Source organism: Nocardia thailandica NBRC 100428 (assembly GCF_000308795.1).
Classification (GTDB): domain Bacteria; phylum Actinomycetota; class Actinomycetes; order Mycobacteriales; family Mycobacteriaceae; genus Nocardia; species Nocardia thailandica.
Genome location: NZ_BAGK01000117.1, coordinates 40113 through 62105, shown reverse-complemented (window position 1 = coordinate 62105; position 21993 = coordinate 40113). Strand labels below are relative to the sequence as shown.

18 protein-coding genes and 1 pseudogene are annotated in these 21993 nt (G+C 74.3%); 7 read left to right on the top strand and 12 right to left on the bottom strand.

The window, feature by feature from the left end; all coding sequences use genetic code 11:
* Positions 1-116 precede the first annotated feature (116 nt).
* Positions 117-1331, top strand: a complete 1215-nt coding sequence (locus ON36_RS12455; RefSeq protein ID WP_043651660.1) for a PucR family transcriptional regulator — start codon at positions 117-119, stop codon at positions 1329-1331.
* Between the two features lie 3 nt (positions 1332-1334).
* On the opposite strand, the gene ON36_RS12450 is transcribed toward ON36_RS12455, so the two are convergent.
* From ON36_RS12450 to ON36_RS12435, 4 genes are read right to left on the bottom strand one after another with little or no spacing between them, the layout of a single operon-like run.
* Positions 1335-2303: an alpha/beta hydrolase gene (locus tag ON36_RS12450; RefSeq protein ID WP_043651658.1), complete on the bottom strand. Its 969-nt coding sequence runs from the start codon at positions 2301-2303 to the stop codon at positions 1335-1337.
* Between the two features lie 15 nt (positions 2304-2318).
* Positions 2319-3230 (bottom strand): glucosyl-3-phosphoglycerate synthase, encoded by a 912-nt coding sequence (locus ON36_RS12445; protein WP_052313914.1) that lies wholly within the window; start codon positions 3228-3230, stop codon positions 2319-2321.
* Between the two features lie 17 nt (positions 3231-3247).
* Positions 3248-5104 carry a glycosyltransferase family 39 protein gene (locus ON36_RS12440; RefSeq protein ID WP_043651655.1) on the bottom strand — a complete coding sequence of 619 codons (1857 nt, stop codon included), beginning with the start codon at positions 5102-5104 and terminating at the stop codon, positions 3248-3250.
* A complete protein-coding gene (locus ON36_RS12435) occupies positions 5101-6516 on the bottom strand; it encodes a condensation domain-containing protein (RefSeq protein ID WP_043651651.1) in 1416 nt (471 codons plus the stop codon). The genes ON36_RS12440 and ON36_RS12435 overlap by 4 nt, the downstream gene beginning before the upstream one ends.
* Positions 6517-6730: 214 nt before the next feature.
* Here ON36_RS12435 and ON36_RS12430 point away from each other — a divergent pair, with 214 nt between their 5' ends.
* Entirely contained in the window at positions 6731-7762 is a 1032-nt protein-coding gene (locus ON36_RS12430; protein WP_043651649.1) for an alpha/beta hydrolase, read from the top strand.
* Here the strand turns inward: ON36_RS12430 and ON36_RS12425 are convergent, their stop codons facing one another.
* The 3 genes from ON36_RS12425 to ON36_RS12415 form a co-directional block, all read right to left on the bottom strand.
* The gene (locus tag ON36_RS12425; protein WP_043651647.1) at positions 7763-8233 is read right to left on the bottom strand and encodes a flavodoxin family protein; all 471 of its coding nucleotides are present in this window, start codon (positions 8231-8233) and stop codon (positions 7763-7765) included.
* A 74-nt stretch (positions 8234-8307) separates the two neighbouring features.
* Complete coding sequence (locus ON36_RS12420; RefSeq protein ID WP_043651645.1) at positions 8308-9138, bottom strand: alpha/beta fold hydrolase; 831 nt, start codon at positions 9136-9138, stop codon at positions 8308-8310.
* 105 nt (positions 9139-9243) lie between these two features.
* The gene (locus tag ON36_RS12415) at positions 9244-10791 is read right to left on the bottom strand and encodes a three-helix bundle dimerization domain-containing protein (RefSeq protein WP_444543628.1); all 1548 of its coding nucleotides are present in this window, start codon (positions 10789-10791) and stop codon (positions 9244-9246) included.
* Between the two features lie 197 nt (positions 10792-10988).
* On the opposite strand from ON36_RS12415, the pseudogene ON36_RS36115 reads away from it, so the two are divergent.
* Positions 10989-11642: pseudogene (locus ON36_RS36115) on the top strand (DUF1906 domain-containing protein); the annotation flags it as partial.
* Between the two features lie 9 nt (positions 11643-11651).
* Positions 11652-12701, top strand: a complete 1050-nt coding sequence (locus ON36_RS36910; RefSeq protein WP_043651698.1) for an N-acetylmuramoyl-L-alanine amidase — start codon at positions 11652-11654, stop codon at positions 12699-12701.
* 5 nt (positions 12702-12706) lie between these two features.
* Here ON36_RS36910 and ON36_RS12400 read toward each other — a convergent pair whose 3' ends face one another.
* Entirely contained in the window at positions 12707-13282 is a 576-nt protein-coding gene (locus tag ON36_RS12400; protein ID WP_052313913.1) for a DUF308 domain-containing protein, read from the bottom strand.
* Between the two features lie 73 nt (positions 13283-13355).
* Positions 13356-13937: a TetR/AcrR family transcriptional regulator gene (locus ON36_RS12395; protein WP_043651643.1), complete on the bottom strand. Its 582-nt coding sequence runs from the start codon at positions 13935-13937 to the stop codon at positions 13356-13358.
* Between the two features lie 96 nt (positions 13938-14033).
* Between ON36_RS12395 and ON36_RS12390 the strand changes: the two genes are divergently transcribed.
* Together ON36_RS12390 and ON36_RS12385 are read left to right on the top strand one after the other, a co-directional pair.
* The gene (locus ON36_RS12390; RefSeq protein ID WP_043651639.1) at positions 14034-14915 is read left to right on the top strand and encodes an alpha/beta fold hydrolase; all 882 of its coding nucleotides are present in this window, start codon (positions 14034-14036) and stop codon (positions 14913-14915) included.
* Between the two features lie 69 nt (positions 14916-14984).
* The gene (locus tag ON36_RS12385; RefSeq protein ID WP_043651637.1) at positions 14985-18284 is read left to right on the top strand and encodes a hypothetical protein; all 3300 of its coding nucleotides are present in this window, start codon (positions 14985-14987) and stop codon (positions 18282-18284) included.
* Here the strand turns inward: ON36_RS12385 and ON36_RS12380 are convergent, their stop codons facing one another.
* The 3 genes from ON36_RS12380 to ON36_RS36600 form a co-directional block, all read right to left on the bottom strand.
* Positions 18285-18701 carry a nitroreductase/quinone reductase family protein gene (locus ON36_RS12380; protein WP_157224854.1) on the bottom strand — a complete coding sequence of 139 codons (417 nt, stop codon included), beginning with the start codon at positions 18699-18701 and terminating at the stop codon, positions 18285-18287. It lies immediately after the preceding gene.
* 222 nt (positions 18702-18923) lie between these two features.
* Positions 18924-19550, bottom strand: a complete 627-nt coding sequence (locus ON36_RS12375; protein WP_052313911.1) for a maltokinase N-terminal cap-like domain-containing protein — start codon at positions 19548-19550, stop codon at positions 18924-18926.
* A 3-nt stretch (positions 19551-19553) separates the two neighbouring features.
* Complete coding sequence (locus ON36_RS36600) at positions 19554-20999, bottom strand: S8 family serine peptidase (RefSeq protein WP_052313910.1); 1446 nt, start codon at positions 20997-20999, stop codon at positions 19554-19556.
* 224 nt (positions 21000-21223) lie between these two features.
* On the opposite strand from ON36_RS36600, the gene ON36_RS12365 reads away from it, so the two are divergent.
* Positions 21224-21976 (top strand): siderophore-interacting protein, encoded by a 753-nt coding sequence (locus ON36_RS12365; RefSeq protein ID WP_043651636.1) that lies wholly within the window; start codon positions 21224-21226, stop codon positions 21974-21976.
* The last annotated feature ends 17 nt before the right edge of the window (positions 21977-21993 follow it).

The following is a 21993-nucleotide window of genomic DNA, read 5'->3' as shown; positions in this document are numbered from 1 at the left end:
GGTGCCCCTGCCCGTCAGCACTCACCCAGAAGCGCGACGTGCTCGCTGTGACGTGCCCCGACCGCTCGTTACGGTGAGGCCCCGTCGGGGTGGTTCGCGTGGAAGTGAGGAACGTGATGTCGGTCGATACCGATCCACAGCAGAGCCTGACCATCTCGGGCATGCCCATGTCTTCGCCGTTGAGGGACGTGCGCGCCCTGTCCCGGCAGATGGTGGGGCATTTCGTGGCCCATGTCGCCCCGTGTGGGACGATGCCGCGCGGCACCATCGCCGGGGACGTCACGACGATCACCCGGGTGTGCCTGGAGTTCGCGGTCAGCATGCTCGACGGGCGCGATCTGCCCGAGAAGGTCCGCCGGGTCGAGGCCGCCGCCGAGGGCTGGGCGCGCGAGGGTGTGCCGATCGACACCATCCACCATTCGCTCAGCGAGGGGTTCAAGATCGGCCTGGAGCTGGTGGTGTCCAAGGCGACCGCCCAGGACTACGACAACCTGCTGGGCGGGGTGCGGGTGTTCATGGAGATCATCGAGACCCTCACCGCCCGGGTCTCGCGCGCCTATGTGCGCGAGTTGCGGGCGGTGGCGGGCGAACACCACACCGCCGCGCAGACGTTGACCTCGGCGCTGCTGGGCGGGCATTCCACCTCCACGATGGCCCAGGAGTGCGGGATCGCCGTGGCCGAGCGCTATCTGGTGCTGGCCCTGGCGATTCCGGGTCATCCCGGGGAGAGCGATCCGCGCCTGGACGCGACGGTGGTGGCGCGGCGCAAACTGCGCCGGGTGCAGGCCGAGCTGGCGGTGTGGTGCGGGGAGTCGGTGCTGTCGCTGCTGAGCACCGACGGCGGCACGGTCCTGCTGCCCGAGGGCGCGCTCGACGACGCCGGCATCGAGGAGCTGGTGCCGCGGCTGTCGCGGGCGGCGCAGGTCGGGGTGACCGCCTGCCTGGTGGAGGCGCCGACCGCGGCGATCCCGCACGCGGCCGACCAGGCCCACGAACTGCTCGACATGGTCCAGCGCATCGAGGTGGTGCCGGGGCTGTACCGGTTCGACGAGTTCGCGCTCGAGTACCAGCTCACGCGTCCCGGCCCGGGCCGCGATTCCCTCGGCGCGCTGCTGAGCCCGCTCGACGAGTATCCCGAGCTGCTGGAGACCCTACAGCGTCACATCGCCAACAATCTCAACCGGCAGCGGACCGCGCGCATGCTGCACATCCACACCAACACCGTCGACTACCGGCTGCGCCGCATCGCCAACCTGACCGGTTTCGACCCGGCGAAGGCGTCGGGGCTGTGGTATCTGCGGTCGGCGCTGGTGGCGCGCACCTACCGCTGAGCCTCAGCGCAGCGCTTGTTCGAACTGGGGCCAGGAGGTGTGCAGGTCCTGCTGCCAGTAGCCCCAGGAGTGGGTGCCGGTGGGGCGCAGGTCGAAGGTGGCGGGGATGTCGAGGTCGGCGAGCTGGGTGCGCAGGCGCAGCGCGCACCCGTGGGCGAGGATCTCCAGCGGGCTGCCGAACAGCAGCTGCCAGGTCAGCTGGATCGCGTCGCCGCCGGTGCCGGCCAGGGTGTCGAACTCGCCGGGTAGCCCGGTGCCGGTGGAGACGTAGATGCTGGTGCCGCGCAGGCGGTCCGCGCGGCGGGCGGGATCGTTGGCGATCCAGGCGGGCCCGCCCGGCGGGCCCCACATGTTGGTGGCGTTGCCGCCGTAGCGGGCCACGACCGCGGCGACGAAGGCCTGCTCCTGCGGGGTGCTGGTGCCGACGCAGCCGCTGTAGGAGCCGATGGCCCGGTACAGGCCGGGCGCGGATTCGGCCAGCTGGAACACCGAGGTCCCGGCCATGGATATCCCGGCGACGGCGTTGGCGCCGGTGCCGGCGAAGGCGGCGTCGACGATCGGCGGCAGTTCCCGGGTGAGGAAGGTCGTCCACAGCGGCCGTCCGAGCACGGGGTCGCTGGCCTGCCAGTCGGTGAAGTAGCTGCCCGCGCCGCCGACGGGGATGACGACGGTGACCTGTTTGCCCGCGAAGAAGCGGGCGACGTCGGTCTCGTCGTACCAGCTGCCCCCGGTGCCGCCGTTGGCGCCGTTGAGCAGGTACAGCACCGGCGCCGGGGTGGCGGGGTCGGCGGCGCGCAGGACGCGGGCGCGCACGGTGGTGTCCATGGCCGCGGAGTAGACGGCGATGTCGGCCACCCGCTCCGAGATCAGGTCGATGCCGCTCAGGTGCGCGCCCGGCGCGGCGGCGGCGGGCGCGGCGAGCGCCGCGCAGCAGGTCAGCAGGGCGGCCAGCAGGGTGGGGCGAATTCTCATGGGTGTCTTCTCCGTTCAGGCGATCCGCGTGCCGGCCAGTTCGCGCAGCGGGGGCCGGTCGGTGAGGCTGACCTCGCTGCGTGCGCGCCGCCAGGTGCTGCCCTCGATGTGGAACTGGGTCAGGCCGAGCCCGGAGTCGGCGATGCCGACGCGGTCGAGCAGGGTGGCGACCACCTGTCGGCTCATCGCCGCCAGCTCGTGGGTGGGCCGGTTGCGGTGCACCCGGACCCCCAGGTCGGCTTGGCCGATGGCTTCGGCGCCGTGGCGGTGCCAGCAGTCGAGCAGCAGCCCGATCTCCACGCCGTAGCCGGGCGCGAACGGCACGGCGGTGAGCAGGTCGCGGGTGGCGGCGTATTCGCCGCCGAGGGGCTGGATGATCTCGGCGAGGGCGGGCGCGAGCGCGGTGAGCAGCGGGCGCGCGACCAGCTGGGTGACTCGTCCGCCGCCGTCGGCGCTGTAGTCGTCGGCGGTGGTGAGGGGCCTGCGGTAGAAGCCCTTGACCAGGACGAGGCGGGGGTCGGTGAGCAGGGGCGCGAGCAGCGCGGGCACGAATCCGGGGTCGGGATCGACGAGGTCGGCGTCGACGAACACGACCAGGTCCCCGGTGGTCACCGCCAGCGACCGCCACAGCACCTCGCCCTTGCCCGGGCGCACGGGGAGGTCGGGCAGGGCCTGTTCGCGGGTGTACACGGTGGCTCCCGCGGCGGCGGCGATCTCGGCGGTGCGGTCGCTGGAGCCGGAGTCGACGACGACGAGTTCGTCGACGAGGCCGGCCGCACAAAGCGGGCGGATCGAGGCGAGGACCCCGGCGACGGTGGCCTCCTCGTTCAGCGCGGGCAGCACCACCGACACCCGCCTGTCCTGTTTGGCCGCGACCAGCTCGGGGATCGGCGGATGCCCGGCGGTGTGCAGGAACGGTCGGCGCATGAGGGGGCCTTTCGTGGTCAGAGTCCGGAGTCGAGGTCGACGGTGTGCGCCCGGCGCCACAGTTCGGGCCAGGCCAGCAGCGGGTCGTCGCAGCGCCAGACCGTGACGCCGCGGTCGATGCCGGGGAAGCCGTGCGCGATGTCGAGTGCGCGCAGCGTGACGCAGCGGCGGAAGAGTGTGTGCAGCACCGGGTCCCGGCCGTCTCGGTGCGCGCACGCCGCCGCGCAGGCGGGGTCGCCCGCGGTGACCGACACGATCGTGCGGATGCGGTCGTCGGGTGTGCCGAGGTCGGCGAAGCCCCGGTTCGGGCTCAGCGCCGCGGGGAGGCCGGGCGGGCCGAGGACGGTCAGTGCCGCCGCCTGCCAGTAGTTCTCGGTGACGATCGCGGTGTGGGCGCGGTCGCCGGCGGGCAGGTCACGGTAGGCCGCGGCGACCGTGTCGACCAGGTGGTTCCATCCGGTCGTCCCGTACAGCCGCAGCCGCGTCGACAGTTCCCGGCCGGTCGCGGTGTCGTGGTCGATCGCGTCGACGGGTCGTGGCAGCAGCGCCAGGACCGCGACCACGATCGCCACCGACGCCACGGCGGTGGATCCGACCGCGCCCCGCACGGGATCCCACCGTCGCCGCGTCGGCCCGGTTCGTTCCCATGCTCGCGTGAGCCCGACCGCGCCCGCGGCGAACAGCAGCGGCTGCCAGCCGGCCAGGTAGTAGGGCCGTCCGCCGGCCACGATCACGAATCCGAGGCTGATCACGAACGCCACGGTGACGAATCGGTAGGCACGGAAGTCCCTGCCCGTCACCAGCAGCCACAGCCCGTACCCGGCCAGCAATGTGCCGAGCGGCCCGGCCTGGGCGACCAGCTGCCACGGCAGTCCTGCGACCCCGCCCATCGCGGCGCGCTGTTCGTCGCGCACCACCGCCCCCATCGCCGCCTGCGGCCAGCCGTGCGCCGCCTGCCACCACAGCACCGGCGCCGCGGAGACCGCCACGATCCCGGCCGCCGCCAGTTCGGTGCGCACGCGCGCGAGGCGCCGCGCGACCCCGTGTGCGGGCCCCGGCCGTGTCGCCGTCACCGGGGCGGTGCCGTCGAGGCGCACGGGTGCGCGGTGGGCGTCCGTGCGGGTGGCCGCCGCCGAGGTTCCCGGGTCGGGACCGCTGATCCGCCGCGGCCCGCACACCGCAAGGCCCACCGCCAGCCCGGCCAGTACCACCACGATCAGCGCCTTCACCTGCACCGCCACCGCGACCACGACCGCGCCGGCCAGCAGTGCCCGGCGGGCGCGCACCCCGGCCCGGCCGCCCTCGGCCGGAACGTGGCGCGCGCGGCGCGGGCGCAGGCGAACTCCCCCGCGTCCCTCGCGGCTCTCTCCGTCGGGGCCGGGTTTCCCCGGCGCCGATTCCGGCCTTCCGTCGGACACCACCACCCGCCGTCCTCGCACGACGCACCACAGCAGCAGCGCGGTCAGGGTCGCGTCGAAGGCGAAGGTCGACAGCGACGCCGACTGGGTGATCAGGAACGGGCAGGTGGCCGCCGCGAACGCGGCCAGCAGTCGCGCCCGGGGCGAACCGCCGAACTCGCGGGCCAGCCCGGCCGCCACGAGCACTCCGGCGGCGGCGGCGAGCACCGCGGGCAGCCGTGCCGCGACCCGGGAACCGGGCGCGAGGAGTTCGGCGGCGCGCCCGATCAGCGGGACCAGCGGCCCCTGGTCGGCGTAGCCGAACGCCGGATGGCGGCCCGCGGCGACGAAATACAGCTCGTCGCCGAACCAGTCGTAGCGGCCGGCCCGCCACGCCAGCACCCCGGCGACACCGGCGGCCAGCACCCCGACCGGCGCCCACGAGCGGGCCGCGGCCGCGAGGCCGGCCTCGTTCACGGCGACACCACGGCCGCGCGATCCCCCTCGGCGGCGACCGCGCCCACGATCGCGGTCAGGGTCTTGACGTAGCGTTCCACCGAGGCGTGCGCGGTGGCGGTGTCGGGGAACACGCAGCTGAGGGTGACCACGTCGGGAAACCGGTTGACCCACAGATACACCTGGTCGGCGGCGGCCCGGTTGCCGAAGAGCCCACCGTTGATCCGGTCGAACATCTCCACGCCGTCGATGCGCCGCACGTCGACATAGGACAGCATCATCGCGGCCCAGCCCGGGCGCACCCGCAGCCCGTGTTCGGGCCCGGCCAGCTCGACGACCCGGTGCGGGGACACCTCGGTGAACTCGCGGGCCCGGTCGGCGGCGTCCTGGGCGGGCCCGACCAGGGTGGCGAAGCTGTCGGCGGCGGTGACGTCGACGGCCACCGGGGCGAGGTTGGTGTACCAGCCGATGGCGGCGGCCTCCCGGTCCCCGTCGCGGGTGTTGACCGGGGTGAGCACGAAGTACCGTTCGGCGCCGGTGCATTCGAATTCGGTGAGGGCGAGGGCGGCGAACAGCCCGCCGAGGAAGCGGCCGCCGTGGGTGGCGCAGACCTCGTCGAAGCGGGCGGCGTCCGCGCCGGTGAGCAGCGGGAAGGTCAGCTGGGCGCCTTCGGCGAATCCGTCGTGGTCGGCGGTGCCCAGCGGCAGCGCGAAGGTCGGCATGGTCCCGCCGTGGGCGCCGAGCAGCTCCAGCCAGGTCGCCACCGCCGGGCTGGTGGCGGTGAGCGCGGCGTTGGCGGCGCGTTCGCGCGCGCAGTAGGCGATGTGCCCGTCGACCGGCGGCGCGGGGATCGGGGCGGGCGCGAGTTCGCTGCCGTAGCGGGTGATCAGGTCGACGCAGGTCAGGGCCTGGCCGACGCCGTCGGTGTGCAGGTGGTCGACCGCGGCGAACACGGTGAACTCGCTGCCGCGGTCGATGATGCCGAACCCGAAGCAGTCCCAGGTGCGCGCGTCGGGGGTGCCCGCGGCGACGAACTCGCGCAGCAGCGCCGGGTCCTGGAAGTGGCCGTGGTCGGTGGCGGTGAGCTCGATGAGCGCGGGGTCGAGGACGTGGCGCACGACCTGCTCGCAGTCGAGGCGGAAGCTGCTGTGGAAGGTGTCGTGGCGGCGCACGAACGCGGTGAAGGCCCGGCCGAGGGCGGCCACGTCGGGCGCGGCGGGAATGTCGAAGGAGATCATGCACAGCCGTGAGGCGCGCGCGGCGCCGCCGCCGGTGCGGTGCGCGGTGCGCAGGTATTCGGCCTGCTGGTAGGAGGGCGGCACCGGATGGGCGGGTGCGGCGGCCATGGCGTCGCGGGACTGCGGCGCCGCGGTCCACGCGACGACCCGGCCGGGTGCGGGCTTCCAGTCTTCGAGAAAGCCGAAATCGACCACGGATGACCTCGATTCATAGGTGCCGAACGTGGCGCGCGGCGGAGACCCCCGTGCGCCATGGCGACGATTGAAGCCCAGGTCGGCGACCGGTGACAGCGCCCTGGCGCCAACGTTGTGAACGAATCCAGTTCGGGTCGGGGCGCCCTGTCAGCCTCGACAGGGCCGTGGCGGAATCGTTGTGCCGGACCCGGCGCGGCTTCTACCGTCGCCTGCCATGCGCCCCTGGCATCGTCTGCTGTTGTGCTCCGTCCTGCTGCCTGCCGCCGTGCTGGCCGGCCGGGTCCCGGCCGCGGCGGTGCCCGGCCCGGCCGAGGTGCTCGCCGCCGCGCGCGCCGCCCCGGACGGGTCGCGGGTGACCGGGGTGTCGGAGGGGCCGGGCCGGTTGCTGCTGCTGCGGGTGTATTCGGCGGCGATGGACGCGGTGTTCGAGGTGCGGGTGCTGCGCGCGGCCGATCCGTCGGCCCCGGCGCCGGTGCTGTATCTGCTCAACGGCGCGCACGGCGGCACCGATGCCTCGTCGTGGACCGACCAGACCGACGTCGCCGACTTCTTCGCCGACGACCAGGTCACCGTGGTGGTGCCCATGGGCGGGCGGGGCAGCTATTTCACCGACTGGCGCGCCGACGACCCGGTGCTGGGCAGGCAGCGCTGGAAGACGTTCCTGACCGAGGAGCTGCCCCCGATCGTGGACGCCACCTTCGCGGGCACCGGTGCGAACGCGATCGCCGGGATCTCCATGGGCGGGACCTCGGTGTTCCAGCTGGCCGCCGCGAAACCGGGTCTGTTCCGGGCGGTCGGCTCGTACTCGGGGTGTGTCGGGACCAGCGATCCGCAGGGGCAGGCGATGGTGTCGGCGGTGGTGACGCGCTGGTCGGGCAATCCGGCCAACATGTGGGGTCCGCCCGGTGATCCGGCGTGGGCGGCCAACGATCCGGCCGTGCACGCGGACCTGTTGCGCGGCACCACGATCTACGTCTCCAGCGGCACCGGGCTGCCGGGCGAGTTCGACACCCTCGACGGGCCCGGCATCGCGGGCAACCCCGGGAAACTGGCCGGTCAGCTCACCAACGGCGGGGTGCTCGAGGCGGTCACCCACGCGTGCACGCTGGCGTTGCGGGCGCGCCTCGACGCGGCCGGGGTGCCCGCCACGTTCGTCACCCGGCCCTTCGGCACCCATTCCTGGGGGTACTGGCAGCGGGAGCTGCACGAGTCGTGGCCGGGGTTCGCCGAGGCGCTGCGGCGTTGATCAGCCCGCGTGCCCGCCGGTGCGCAGCCCCTGGGCGAAGGCGTGGGCGGCGGCCAGGTCGTCGGTGCCGGGGCGGCCCTTGTTGAGCCCGCCGATCAGCCCCAGCGGGAACACGGTGTCCAGGCCGCGGCAGGTGAAGGTGCCCGCGACCCGGAACCCCTTGCCGCCCAGGGTGTCGGCCAGCTCGCGCAGGTAGGGGCGCAGCGGGGTCTCGGGCATGCCGCTGGTGGCGAAGACGAACGCCGCGCCGCGCTGCCCGCCGGGCAGCTCGCGCACGAGCCGGCGCAGTTCGGCGTGGAAGCTCATCCAGTAGATGCCCGAGCCGAAACCGACCAGGTCGTAGCCGGTGAGCTCGGCCGGGTCGATCTCGGCGGGGTCGACGACGCGGGCGTCGAGCACCCCGCCGATGGTCTCGGCGACACGGCGGGTGTTGCCGTGGGAGACGGACTTACACACGATGGCGGTCTTCATGACGGGATCTCCTCCGGCCGCGTGGGCCACGTCCGATGTGCGGCACCGACCCTACCCGTGCCGAGGGGGCCGCCTCATCCGCGCACGACCTCGCGCAGGCGCGCGGCGAAACCGGCCGGGTCGCCGAGGAATCCGGCGTGGTCGCCGGGGAACAGCACCGGCTCGACGCCGAGGGCGGCGGCGAGGGCGCGGGAGGTGCGGTCGCAGAACTGGCCCGCCGAGTCCGTCCCGATCCCGACGATGATGCGCGGCGGGCCCGCCCTGAGCACGTCGAGGACGGGCACGTAGCCGGTGGTGGCGCGCAGTTCGTGGGCGAACCAGTAGCGTTCGCTCGCCACCTGCGCCGGGTCCCGGTCGGGTCCGCCGAACATCTGCTCGAGCATCGCGTCGGTGATCGGGATGGCGGCCATGGCGAAGAACTTCCGCCACGCGCCGACCGGGTCGGCGCCGTCGCGGTAGGTGGCGATGAGGTCCTCGGTGGCCACGCGCTGGGCGGCCGCGTCGTCGAGCAGCTCGCGCAGCGGCGGTTCGTGGGCGACGACGGTGGTGACGCGGTCGGGGTGGTCCTGGGCCAGGGCGAGGGCGCTCACGGCGCCGCCGCTGGAGCCGAACACCACCGCCGGTCCCTGATCGAGGTGGGCGATGAGCGCGGCCAGGTCGTCCCCGCGCAGGGCCGGGGTGGAGTCGCTGTCCGGATCGGCGACCACGCTGGCGCCGTGTCCGCGCGGGTCGGTGGTCAGCACGGTGTGGGTGGTGGCCAGCGCCTCGGCCGTCGCGGCGAATTCGCCGGCGCCCATCGGCGCCCCCGCCAGCACGATCAGCGGCCCCGACCCGCGGACCTCGTAGTACAGGGTGGCGCCGGGCACCGCGAGCGTGCCCGTGCGGACGGCGGAACTGGTGGTCATCGCATCTCCCATGTTTCGGCTACAGGTAGCACCGGTTGAGACGACGCCGCCGCGGCGAATTCATCGCCGCGGCGCGAGAATCTTTTCCGCCGTGTCCGCGCGGGGTCAGTTGTAGGACTTGGCGACCCCGTCGAGGAGGTGTTCGAGGGTGTCGTAGGCGGGCGGGTCGACCAGGTCGATCAGCGGCGTGGGCACCGCGACCCGGCGTTCGGCGGCCACCTGCGCGAACTGGGTGTCCTCGCCGGTGCGGAAGCCGTGCTCGACGGCCAGGCGGCGCAGCTCGGGGTTCTCGGTGAGCAGCTTGCCGATCCGGTCGCCGCCGGCGGTCAACGGCACCAGGGTGTGCCGTGACAGCACGGTCGGCGAGGGGTAGGTCAGCACCATGTCCGGCTTGATCCGGCCCGCGCCCGCCGCCTCCAGGAATTGGGCCTCGTAGATGCAGACCAGCGGGGTGGCGCCCATGCCGTTGTCGAGGTACTGGCCGAAGGGCCCCTCGCTGCTGGAGTCGGTGTAGCCCTGCGCGAGGAACAGTTTCGACAGGGTGGGCAGCACGAACTGTTCGGCGGTGCCGCCGCGCACCACGGTGTTGTCGTTGGCGACGTAGCTGGCGATGGCCAGGTACATGGCGGCGGAGTTGGAGGTGCGCGGGTCGGTGGTGGAGACCAGGATGTTCTTGCGGACCGGGTAGACGGTGTTGCCGGGCAGCTGATCCCACTGCACGCCGTTGCCGGCGATCTCGAGGAACCGGTTCATGTCGAAACCGGGGACCGGTCCGGCCGTGATCACCCCCGCCGCGGTCAGCAGGTCGGCGATGGGCCGGTAGGTGGCGATCGCCATCGGCGAGGAGAACGGGGTGTAGCGGCCGGTGATGTTGCGCTGGCGCTGGATGCGTTCGGCGGCCGGGCTGCTCGAGGGGAAGGCGAAGTCCAGCGCCCCCAGGTCGACGCTGGTGGCGATCTGGCGCGACCCGGCCGACTCGACCTCGACGCGGATCCCGTTGTCGGCCAGCACGGCCACGACCTTCGGGTCGGTGAAGAACGGGATCTTCTCCGAGCCGACCACGCCCCGGATCACCGACAGCGGCGCGGCGACCGGCGCGGGCGCGTCGTCGCCGTCCGCGGAGAACACCGCCACCGCCCCGGCCGAGACCGCGACCACCGCGGCCGCGCCCAGCGCCAGCGGCGCCAGTTTGCGGCGGTCGAAGCGGGGTAGCGCGATGCCCTCGGGTGGGGTGTCGAGCGCGCCGGGTGGTTCGGTGCCCGCGGCGCGGGCCAGCGCGGTCTCGGCGTGGGTCGCCGAGGCGGGGATGCGCACGGTGTCGATCGGCTCGGCCAGTTCGCGGCGCACGATGCGCTCGACCAGGATCGGCACGAACTCGCGGATCGGGCTGGCGGCGAACCGGGTGTGCGCCTCCCCGACCGCGGAGGTCACCTGATCGGCGGGCACGCTGCCCGATAAGTCCTCGACCAGCGAGTCGGTCATGCGACGCATCGCCGAGGCTTCGCGACGGGCGGGATCGGCTTCGACACCGGGGGTTACAGGTGACACCACACTCTCCTGGACACTCTTCGATCGGACGGACTCGGCGTCGATCGGGCCCACCCCCGTGCGCGCGCCGCGGGCCAGGCTACCTGCGCGCAGCACAGTTGCCATCCTTGCGAAGCGGTGGGCACGTACTGTTCGCCACACGCTCGACGGCCGGTCATATACCGTTGTCCCGGGGTTAGCCGCGGCGGCCGAAGGGGATGAAACATGTTCTCCCCTATGGTATTTCGGCTGTCCACGCGGCGCCCCACGCGTCACCTCTGCTCGACGTTCCATCGAATACGCCGTGATACTAGGGGTTCAGCATGCCTACCGCAGTCGACTTCGCCGCCCGGCTCATCGATCCCGCCGCCATCGCCGCGGCCGGACACTCCGCCGTCCTGGCCTACGTCTCACCCTCGCGCCCCGGCGCCAACTTCGGGGCCAAACCGATCACCGCCGACTACGCCCGCGCGCTACGCGCCGCCGGCCTGGACATCGTCTCCATCTGGCAGTACGGCAAACCCGGTGACCCGACGCCGTCGGACTGGACGACCGGTTTCGACGGCGGGGCGCGCATGGCCGAACAGGCCCGCGCCACCCATCAGAGCCTGGGCGGGCCCGCGCAGGCGCCGATCTTCTTCGCCGTGGACGAGGACCTGACCCTGGCGCAGTGGAACTCGACCGCGGTGGAGTTCTTCCGCGGCGTGAACTCGGTGCTCGGCGTGGCCTGGACGGGCATCTACGGGCACTCGCGGGTGTGCGCGTGGGCGATCCAGGACGGCGTGGTCGGCGACCGGGGCGAGTTCAGCTGGGTATGGCAGACCCGCGCCTGGTCCGGCGGGGAACGCGAGCCCCGCGCGGTGCTCTACCAGCGGGTCATCGACACCCCGTCGGAGCCGGGGCCGATCATCGACGGCGCCCACGTCGACGTGAACGACATCCTGGCCGCCGACTTCGGCCAGTGGGCGCTGGACCGCAGGGTCACCGTGCCCGCGTTCGCCGAGCTCGACCGGGTCGGCGGGTCGCACTCCTCGCGCCACGGCGCCCGCGTCACCAATTTCCTGCTGCACACCCAGGAGGGCAACGGCACCGCCGAGTCCCTGGCCGGGTACCTCAACGACCCCGCCAACGGCGTGTCCTACCACTACACGCTGCGCGACGGGATCGTCTGTCGCGTGGTGCCCGAGGACCGCGCCGCCTGGTCGGTCCTCGACGCCAATCCCTACACCGTGAACCTGTGTTTCGCGGGCAGCCGGGTGGCCTGGTCGCGCGAGCAGTGGCTCGGCCTGGGCGACGACCTGCGGATCGCGGCGTATCTGGCGGTCCGCAGCGCCCACCGCCACGGCTACTCCACCGAGGTCATCGCGCCGGACTACCGGGTGGCCGAGGGGATCGCCGACCATCGCTACGTCACCGAGGCGCTGGGGATCGGCACCCACACCGACGTGGGCCCGAACTTCCCCTGGGACGTGTTCACCGGCCACGTCACCGAGTTCGCGGCCGGGCAGGCGCTGCCCACCGCGATCGATCAGGCCGCCGCGGCCGCGCCGTGGCTGGGCGCGCGCCGCACCCTGGGCGAGCTGATGACCCCGGACGGGGCGGGCCGGTTCGCGGAGTTCCAGCACGGGCACGTCTACTGGCATCCGGTGACCGGCGCGCACGCGATCCCCGCCGCGATCATGGCCAAGTACGCCCAGCTGGGTTGGGAGGCGGGTCCGCTCGGCTATCCGGTCGCCGCCCACGCCGAACTGGCCGACCCGCGCGGGTCCGGGCCGGGGCTGGCCCAGGCGTTCCAGGGCGGGGCGATCTACCGGCGGGCGGGCGCGGACGGGTGCTGGGTGCACGGGGCGATCGGGAAGCGCTGGGCGGCCACCGGTTTCGAGAACGGCCCGCTGGGCTGGCCGGCCGGCGACGAACAGGCCCACGCCGACGGCGCCTATCAGGACTTCGAGTTCGGCCGGATCTTCTGGGCGCCCGAGCAGGTGTTCGCGGTGCGGTTCGACGGCGCTCCCGACACGCCCCTGCCGCGGCCCTGACCGGTTCAGGGGGCGGGCCGGGACGCGGCGCGGCCGCCGGTGGGCAGGGGGATCAGCCCGCCGGCGGTCAGCTCCATGACCCCGAGCACGATCAGTCCGGCTCCGGCGAACACCGCGACACCGGTGAGGGTTTCGAACCGGATCGCGATGATGACCACACCGGCGACCACCGTGCACATGCCGCACACCTCGTGCAGCAGGCCGTTGGGCAGGTCGTCGTCCCAGGCGCCGACCAGCGCCTGCACGGTGCCGCGCACCGCCCATCCGATGCCCAGCCACAGCGAGAGCAGCTCGAAGTTGTCGCTGCGATAGCACAGGATCGCGACCGTGAAGGTCAGCGCGGCGCTGAGCCCGACCAGCGCCCGCAGCAGCCCGTTGAGCCGCGCCTGCACCGCCAGGGCGACCTGCAACAGCGCCGAGGCCAGCAGGCTGGTCCCCAGCAGCCAGGCGACGAGCAGGACGGTGCGGTCGGGCCAGAGCAGCGTGACCGCGCCAAGCAGGACCGAGCAACCACCGGCGACGAGGATCGCCGTGGCCGCACCGCTGCGCGCGCTGCGTCCTTGCTCGACGTTGACGGGCACCCGCCCATCGTAGGCTCGCACCCCGCGACAGCCCCGGATTTGCCACGGGTGTGCGCGTTGTCCCGGCGCGGGATCAGGCGCCCAGCACGCGATCCAGGAGGTGGTCGACGAGGGCGAGCGCTTCCTCGGTGGAGGCGAAGCCCTGGAGCATGCCCTGGGCCAGGCCGCCCGCGGCCATGGTGATCAGTTCCGCGTCGCGCTCCGGGGTGGCCCCGCCCGCGCGGCGTAGCTGGTCGGCGACGATGGCGATGAGCGCGCGAGGCGCGGCGAAGCTCTCCTGCGCGACGGCGTCGCGGCCGGTGACGTTGGCCCACCCGAACGCGCCGAGCACCAGGACCTCCTCGCGGCGTCGTTCGTCGAGGGGCAGCAGCTCGGTCAGGACCGCGCGGATCGAGGCGCGCGGCGTGGCGTCGTCGCCCAGGCCGGCCCAGCCCCGCTGGAAGCGGATGCCCGCGTCCTCCATGACCGAGCGGTGGGTGGCGAGCAGGAAGTCCTTCTTCGTCCCGAAGTAGTACTGCACCAGGCGCACCGAGATCCCGGCCTCGGCGGCCACGGACTGGAAGGTCACCGATTCCAGCCCGCCCGCGACGATCACCCGCCGGGTGGCGTCGGTGATCTGGCGGCGGCGCTGTTCGTGATCGACCAGTTTCGGCACGGTGTCTCCCTTCGTCGCAGCATCGGAGTTTACATGGTACGCACATACCATTTACGTGGTACGGTCATACCGTAACAGCGACGACCGGGAGGGTTCATGCCGAAGATCGGACGATTCACCAGCGAGAAGGCGAAAGCCGAGTTCCTGCGCGCCTACGACGCGCTCGGCGCGAAATGGCCCGTGCCCTACACCGATCTCGACGTCGAGACCTCCTTCGGCACCACCCGGGTGCGCGCCTCCGGCAGCGGCGACCGCCCGCCGATCATGCTGCTGCCGGGCATCGGCGGCAACGGCATGAACGCGCTGCCGTTCGTCGAGGCGCTCACCGAGGACCGGGTCGTCTACAGCCCCGACGTCATCGGCTGGGCAGGCCGCTGCGTGCAGACCGCGCCGGTGCGCACCACCGAGGACATCGCGCGCTGGGGAGCCGAGGTCATCGACGGGCTCGGCGGCGCGCGCGTGCACCTGGCCGGGAACTCCCTCGGCGCCTGGCTGGCCGGCGCGATCGCCGTACACCGCTCCGACCGCCTGGCCAGCCTCACCATGTTCGAGCCGAGCGCGTCCACCTTCGCCAAGCCCCGCCTCGGCCTGCTCCTGAAGTTCCTGTTCGCCGGCATCAACCCGACACCGGAGCGGATGCGCAAACTCAACAGCTGGCTGATGCCCGGCGTCGAGCTCTCCGACGAGGAATTCGCCGTCGCGATCGCCGCGGTCAAGTTCCGCATGGCCATGCCCTGGGACCGCCCGTTCACCGACGCCCAGCTCGCCGGGATCACCGCGCCCGCGCTGATCCTGTTCGGCGCCGACACCGTCGTCGCCGACCCGCAGGCGGGCGCGGCCCGCGTCCGCGCGCACATGCCGACCGCGATCGCCGAGATCGTCCCCGACATCGGTCACGACCTGCTGTGGGCCAACCCCGAGGTCGTCATCCCCCGCTTCCTGGACTTCGTCGAAGCCACCGACCGGATCCGCGCCTGAACCCCCGTGGCCGCCCGCCGCCGGAAAACCCGGGGGCGTTCGCCGCGGGCGGTCACTACCGTGTCCGGGGTGAACCACTCGGCACAGACCCTGCTCGCGGACACCGCGGCGCTGTCGATCCCCGATCGCGCGCGGGCCCTGACCCGCACGGCCCGCGCGCTCGCCGGAACGCCCCGCCTCGCACCGTTTCTCGACGACCTGGCCCGCCACGGCGAGCAGGGCCGCGCCCTGGCGATCCACCTGGCCGTGGTCACCGGCTGCCGCGAGGTCCTGCTGCGCCTGCTCGACGCCGCCGACCCCCGCACCGCGGGCCGGGCGCTGGCCGGGCTCGTCATCGTCGGCGTCGACCCGGCGACCGTGGCCCAGCGGCTGCCGTCGTGCTCCCAGCGCGCCCGGCGCGGACTGGCCCGCGCGTTGTCACGCGCCGACCGGCAGCCGATCGCCGACGCGCTTCTCGCCCCCTGGCGCCGGGACTTCGGTGACCGGGAGGCGGCGCGGCTGCTGGTGGCCTGCTCGGGTCCGGTGGTGACGCGCGCGCTGCCCGAACTGGCCTACGCGGTGCCCAGCTGGGCGGCCCTGTGGCGCAGGCATCCGGCCCCGGTCCTGCGGTATCTGCAGGACTGCGCGCGCGGCGCCGATCGCGCCCGCTGGCAACAGATCTGGCCGCGACTGGTGGCCGCGCCGCAGGTCGCGGCCGCCCACGACCCCGATCGGCTGCTCGCCCTGGCCGCCGCCGCGCTGCCGCACCGGCGGATCGACGGGCTCGACCCCGTACTCGGCCTGCTCGCGCGCCGCGATCCCGACGCCGTGTGCCGGCTGATCCTGCACCCCAGCGGCAACGGCCGCGTCGCCGGCGGGCCCGCGCTGTGGCGCGCGCTGGCGGCCCTGCCCGACGACCGGGTCCGCGCGCTGTTCGCGGCGTGGCCGGCCGGGACGCGAGCGGACTTCCTGCGCACGCTGCCCCCGTCGCGACGCGCCGCCATCGCCACGGCCGAGCTGCTGCGCCCCGGACACCCGCCCGGCTCGGCCGACCTCACCCTGCTCGACCTGCTGCCCGCCGCCGACCGGCACGCGGCGGCACGGGAACTGCTGGCGCGCCCCGGCGGCGCGGACGTGCCCGCCGTGGCCGAGCGGCTCACCGCGCGCCTGGCCTGGACCGAGGCCGAACCCGTGCTGGGGGTGGCCACGCGGCGGCCGGTGGCCGAGGACCGGGCCACCGCCTACCCGCTGCTGGTCACCGCCGCCATCGGCACCCGCGACCCGGCGGTCGTCGGCGGGCTGCTCAGGCTGCTGGCGCGCCTGCGCAACGAACAGGACCCGGTGCGCGCCCGCGCGCTGGCGGCGGTGTCGAGGATCCCGATGTCGCTGGTGCGCGCCGATCATCTGCCCGCGCTCGAACAGCTCGCCGAGGACGGGCTGCAGGCCCGCGACCGCTCCGGCGCGACGATCGCGGCCGTGGCGAACCTGGCCCGCGCCCTGCTCGTGCGCGGGGGCGACCCCACCGCCGGACCCGAATTCGGCGCCGCCGCGCTGCGCGTCCTGGCGCGGCTCGCCGAACTCGCGGTCACCCCGAACCTGTCCGGCCTGCACCGCGACCTGGCCCGCGGCGGCGAACACCGCCTGTTCGAGGCGCTGGCGCCGCGCCTCACCGCCGACGCCCAGCGCGACCAGTGGACGCTCACCCTCGCCCTGACCGCGGGACTCGAGCACCGCGCCCACGACATCCCCGGGCTGCGCGAGCTGCTGCTGCGGGCGTGCACGTCGTCCTCGGACGCCACCGTGCGCGCCGCGGTCACCGCGGTCCTGTCCGACCGCGCCCGCCGCGACGAGAACCTCGACCGACTGCTCGCCCGCGACCCCTCGCTCCTCACCCTGCCCGCCGTGCAGGCGATCATCGGCACCCGGCGCACCGACCTGCTCGACACCCTCTACCGGGCGGCGCCGGGCCGGTTCCTGCCCCCGGACGTCCGGTTCGTGCCGCTGTTCGCCACCGGCATGCGCCGCTGGTCGCCCTACCAGCTCGACCGGTACGCGCGCCTGCTCACCGACTTCGCCCGCGACCCCCGCCCCGCGCTGTGGGAACGCGCGGCCGCGGTGCGTCAGCTCGGCCGCCTGCCCGGCGGTGCCGCCGCCGTGGCCGCGTTCGCCGGTGAGGCCGAACTCGTCGTGTCCGAGGCCGCCCTCACCGCGCTCGGCGCCACCGGCGACCCCGCGGCGGCGCTGCCGATCCTGGCCGGGCACCTCGGTGGCGACCGGGCGCGGGTCGCGGTCGGCGCCGTCGCGACCTGCCTGCGCGCGGTGCCCGCGAACCGGGTGGCCGCGGCCGCCGCGCCCCTGCTCGCCTCCCCGAAGGTCACCGCCCGCAAGGAGGGCATCCGGCTGCTCGCCGAACTGCGCGCACCCGACGCCGTCGCGATCATCGGCGCGCAGGTCCGCGCGCCGGACGCCCACCGCGACGTGCGGCGCGCCGCGGTGTCGGCCACCCGCCACCTGTTCGACCAGGAGCCGGCGTGGACGCTGCTGGCCGAGTTCGCCGCCGACCCGGCGGTCGCCGACGCCCTCCTCGACATCGCCCCCGCGCAACTCCCCGAACCCCAGCGGCCGCGCTTCGCCGCGTTCCTGCGCGAACTCGCCGCGGGCCCGGATCCGCGCGTCACCCGGACCGCCCTGGACGCCCTGACCCGCTGGCGGCGCTGGACCCCGCCCGGCACCGACGCGGTCATCGTGGACCGGCTGACCGATTTCAGCACCGTGGCCCTGTGGCAGACCGCGGCCCGCGCCCTGCTGGCCGGCGTCGACGCCGGCGCGCGGGAAGGGTTGCCCGAGGCGGTGATCCGGCTGCGCTCGGCACTGTCGCTCAGCCCGCCGGGCCGGGATCTGCCCGCCCTGCAGCGGCTGGACACCGTCCTGCGCTGGTTCGCCACCGCCGTGCGCCTGCGCGACGAGGCGCGGGCGCTGGCCCCGGCGGTCTCGACGCTGCTGAGCGAGGACTACCGACTGCACGGCCACGTCGTCGACCTCGCCGTGGCGGGACTGCGCTGGACCGAACCCGAGGCCGCCGTCGAGGCGATCGAGGCCGTGGCCCCGTACGCGGTGGGCGCGCTGGTCGCCGCACCCGCCGAGCAACTCACCCGGCGCCTGGCCGGCGAGCTCGGCCATCATCCCGAGACCACCTGGGCCGTGGTCGGCGCCGGGCTCACCGCCCGGCCCGCCGCGTCCTCGGCGCTGGCCGGGCTCGCGGTGGTCGACGCGTGCGGCACGAGATTCGGGTGGTCGCCCTCGTGGGTCGCGCTGCTGGCGGCGTTGCGCGCCCACCCCGAGATCGACGTGCGCCGCGCCGCGTACGCGGTGTTCGCGGTGCCGGAGTAGTCAAGACGCCGCGCGCGGAGTCAGCGCGACGATCGGGACGGTCCGTCCCGCCCGGCGTGCCTGCGCCCGGTAGGAGGCGTAGGCCGGGAAGACACGGTCGGCCAGCGACCAGAGGCGTTCACGCTCGCCCGCGTCGACGACGGCAGCCGCCCGCATCGGCGCGCCGCCGAGCACGACGTCCGGGTGCGCCCGCAGGTTGTGATACCAGGCCGGATCGGTGGCACTGCCCGCGTTGGACGCCACGATGATCGTGCGATCACCGTCGGAGAAGTAGATCACCGCGTTGCGCCGCCGCGCTCCGGTTCTCGCGCCGGTGGTCTCGAGCACCGCGGTCGGGAAGATCAGCGTCGTGGCGACCCGGCCACGGGTGAGCCGCAGCAGCAGCGGGTCCAGTCTCCAGGCGAGCCGGCGCGACACGAATCCGGCGACACGGCTCGCGGCGAACCTCGCGTAGGCCCGGGTAAACCACCCGGGCCCGGCGGTGGTGTCCACGGGCCGTGCGCGCAGGGTGCGGACGCCGTGTGTTCCGGTGCGCGAGCGCTTCATGGCATACCCCCGGCCGAGTCGAACTACTACACACCATCGTAGTTCCCTGCCGGCTGTAGGCGCCGGGATTCCGCGCCCGCGGCGGCGGGCGGGTCACGCGTCGGCGAGCAGCTGGACGAGCACGACCGGCGCGCCCGGGATGTCGGCGAGTACCGGCGGTGCCGCGACCTCGGCCACCACGCGCGGCGCGGCATCCACGGCAGATGGCGTGCGCTGGAAGCGCAGGACCGCGCTCCCGGCCCCGACGTCGGTGTGCGCGTCGCCGTCGACGGCCGGACCCGGGCGGGCCCGCGCGAAATCGCCGACGCGGACGCGCACCGCCGGATCCGGGGTGGCGCTCGCGTGCTGGTGCTGGGCGGGGGCCGCCCCGGCGAGCAGGTCCAGGGTGACCGCGGCCAGCACCGGGTCGGCCGGGCCGTCGTAGATCCAGCGTCGGCCGAGGACCCCGTGTTCGGCGGTGCCGATCAGGGCGTGCTCGGCCCCGGGCAGCGGCACGCCCCGGTAGCTCATCGGCACGTGATACAGCACCGGCACCGCCCCGGAATCGTCGGCGACCAGCACGAATTCGAGGCCGACCTCTCCCTCGGGGTCGTCGAGCCGGAATCCGCCCGCGCGCCGCAATCGCGGCGCCGCGCCGCGATACCAGGCGCGGCCCGGCAGCCAGGCCGTGAGCAGGTCGAGCTTGCCCGGGGTGAGGCTGGCGCGGTGGACGACGGCCACGGCTCACTCCTCTCCGGCCAGGGCGCGCAGGTCGGGCAGGTTACCGATGCGCTGGGTGGCGGGCCGGCCGGGAGCGTCGGCCTGCGGGGAGCCGGTGGTGCGCAACAGGTTCCGCACCTGTTCGGGGTCGAGCCGGTCGCCGCCGCGCATGGCCTGGGCGGCGGCGACCGCGCCGACGACGATGGGCGAGGCGCTGGAGGTGCCGCTGAAGATGTCGGTGTACCAGAGGTCCTCGTCGCCGCCGCCCTGCAGGTCCCCGTAGCCGGTCGTGGTGACCTCGCGGCCCCAGCCCTGCGCGTCGAGACGCGCGCCGTAGTTGGAGAACGCCAGCCGGGAGCGGGCCGGGCCGTGGTCGTTGCCGTGGGTGCCCGGCGGCGGGGCGCCCGCGCCGACGAGGACGGCGCCGGAGTCGATGGGCCCCGGGCGCAGCGGGTTGTGCCAGGTGCCCGGGAACTCCGCCGGACGGGTCTCGTAGAGCGCGTCGTCGAGGTCCTCGCCGCCGTTGCCCGCGGCCTCCACCACGACCACGCCGCGCCCGACGGCGTAGCGGATGGCCGCGAAGTCGTCGGGCCACCATTCGACGGGCAGGTAGCCGCGCTGGTCGGGGCGGTGACGATAGCCGAAGCGCGGGCCGGGACGATGCAGTTCGATGAGCAGGACGTCGCCGGGGTCCAGGGCGTCGGCGGCGGCACGGATGGCGGTGGCCGAGCCGATGCCGAAGACCGACACCGCGCGGATGGTCGCCTCGGGGACGATCCCGGTGATCCCGACGGTGTTGACGTCGCCGCTGATCTGCCCCGCCACCGCGGTGCCGTGGTTGCGCCAGCCCGCGTCCTCGGCCGAGGTCCCGCCGATCATGCCGCCCTGGTTCTGCCGCAGGTCCTCGTGGGTGAACCGCCACGCCCCCTCGACGTCGATCACCCGGACCCCGGCGCCGAGCCCGCCGGGCCGAGTCCAGGCCCACCGGGCGTCGATGCCCTGCGGCGCGGCCTCCAGATATCCCTGCCGCGCACCGAAATCCGGGGTCACCCTGGGCGCGTCGGGGGCCAGGCCGTATTCCGCGCCCGGCGCGAGGGGCGGTTCGGCGCCCGGTTTCACGTACGCGGCGGCCACCGTGGCGGATTCGCGCAGCCGGCGCGCCAGTTCGGGCAGGTCCCCGCTCGCGCCCCGCACGGTGTAGTAGCCCAGATACTCCCCCGCCACCGACTCCTGCGGGGTACCGGTGAGGCGGTCGGCCAGGCGGTTGCCGGGTCCGAAGATCGGGACCAGCCGCGCGTGCGGACCCAGCACGCCGTCGACCCGCTCGCGCAGCGCGGTGTGCTCGCGCAGGGCGATCGGCGTGATCGTTCGCCCGACCGGCGCGGTCACGACGACCAGCTCGGCCGGGGTCGCCGGCGGCGGGGCCTGCTGCGACCGCCGCGGTCGGTGGGAGGGAGCGGTGGCGGACATGACTACCAGTGAACAGCGTGGCCGACCCGCCCGCCACCGATCCCGGCGATTCCCGCCGAGATGGCTCCGGCCGGGCCGGAAATCTGTGCGGGGTAACGATTCCGGCGGCGCGCGCGTTGCACCGCGGGCGAGGCCACCCCGCCCGGCGGCGCGAGGTCCCCGCGCCGGGCGAAACCGGAGTACGGTAGTTAGGTAATCCTAATAACTACTGTCCGGAGGTCTCCTTGGCCCGCCCCCGTACCACTCTGACGGTGCTGCGCACCGAGCAGCTGTCCCCGCACATGGTGCGCGTGCACTTCCGCGCCCCCGGCCTCACGGTCGGCGCGTTCACCGACTCCTACGTCAAACTGATCTTCCCGCGCGAGGACGGCGAGGTGCTGCGCACCTACACCCTGCGCACCGTCGACCCGGCCGACGAGCAGGTCGCGATCGACTTCGTCTACCACGGCGACGAGGGCATCGCGGGCCCGTGGGCGGCCGCGGCCGCACCCGGGGCCACCATCGACGCCTTCGGTCCCGGCGGCGCCTACGCTCCGCGCGCCGACGCCGACTGGCACCTGCTGGCCGGCGACGACGCGGCGCTGCCCGCGATCGCCGCCGCCCTGGAAGCCCTGGTGCCCACCGCCGTCGGGTACGCCTTCGTCGAGGTCGCCGGGCCCGAGGACGAACTGCCGCTCACGGCGCCCGAGGGCGTCGAGCTGACCTGGCTGCACCGCGCCGACCGCGCACCCGGTGAGGCGCTGGCCGAGGCGGTTCGCGCCGCGCCGTGGCGGGAGGGTCAGGTGCAGGTGTTCATCCACGGCGAGGCCCATGCCGTCATGCACGACCTGCGCCGCTACATCCGCCGCGAACGCGAGGTGCCCGCAGCCTGGGCGTCCTCCATCTCGGGCTACTGGCGACGCGGCCGGACCGAAGAGGGCTTCCGCGAATGGAAGGCCGACCTGGCCGCCCGCGAGTCCGCGCCGAGCCCCCGCTGACCCGGCCGGTGTGTCCC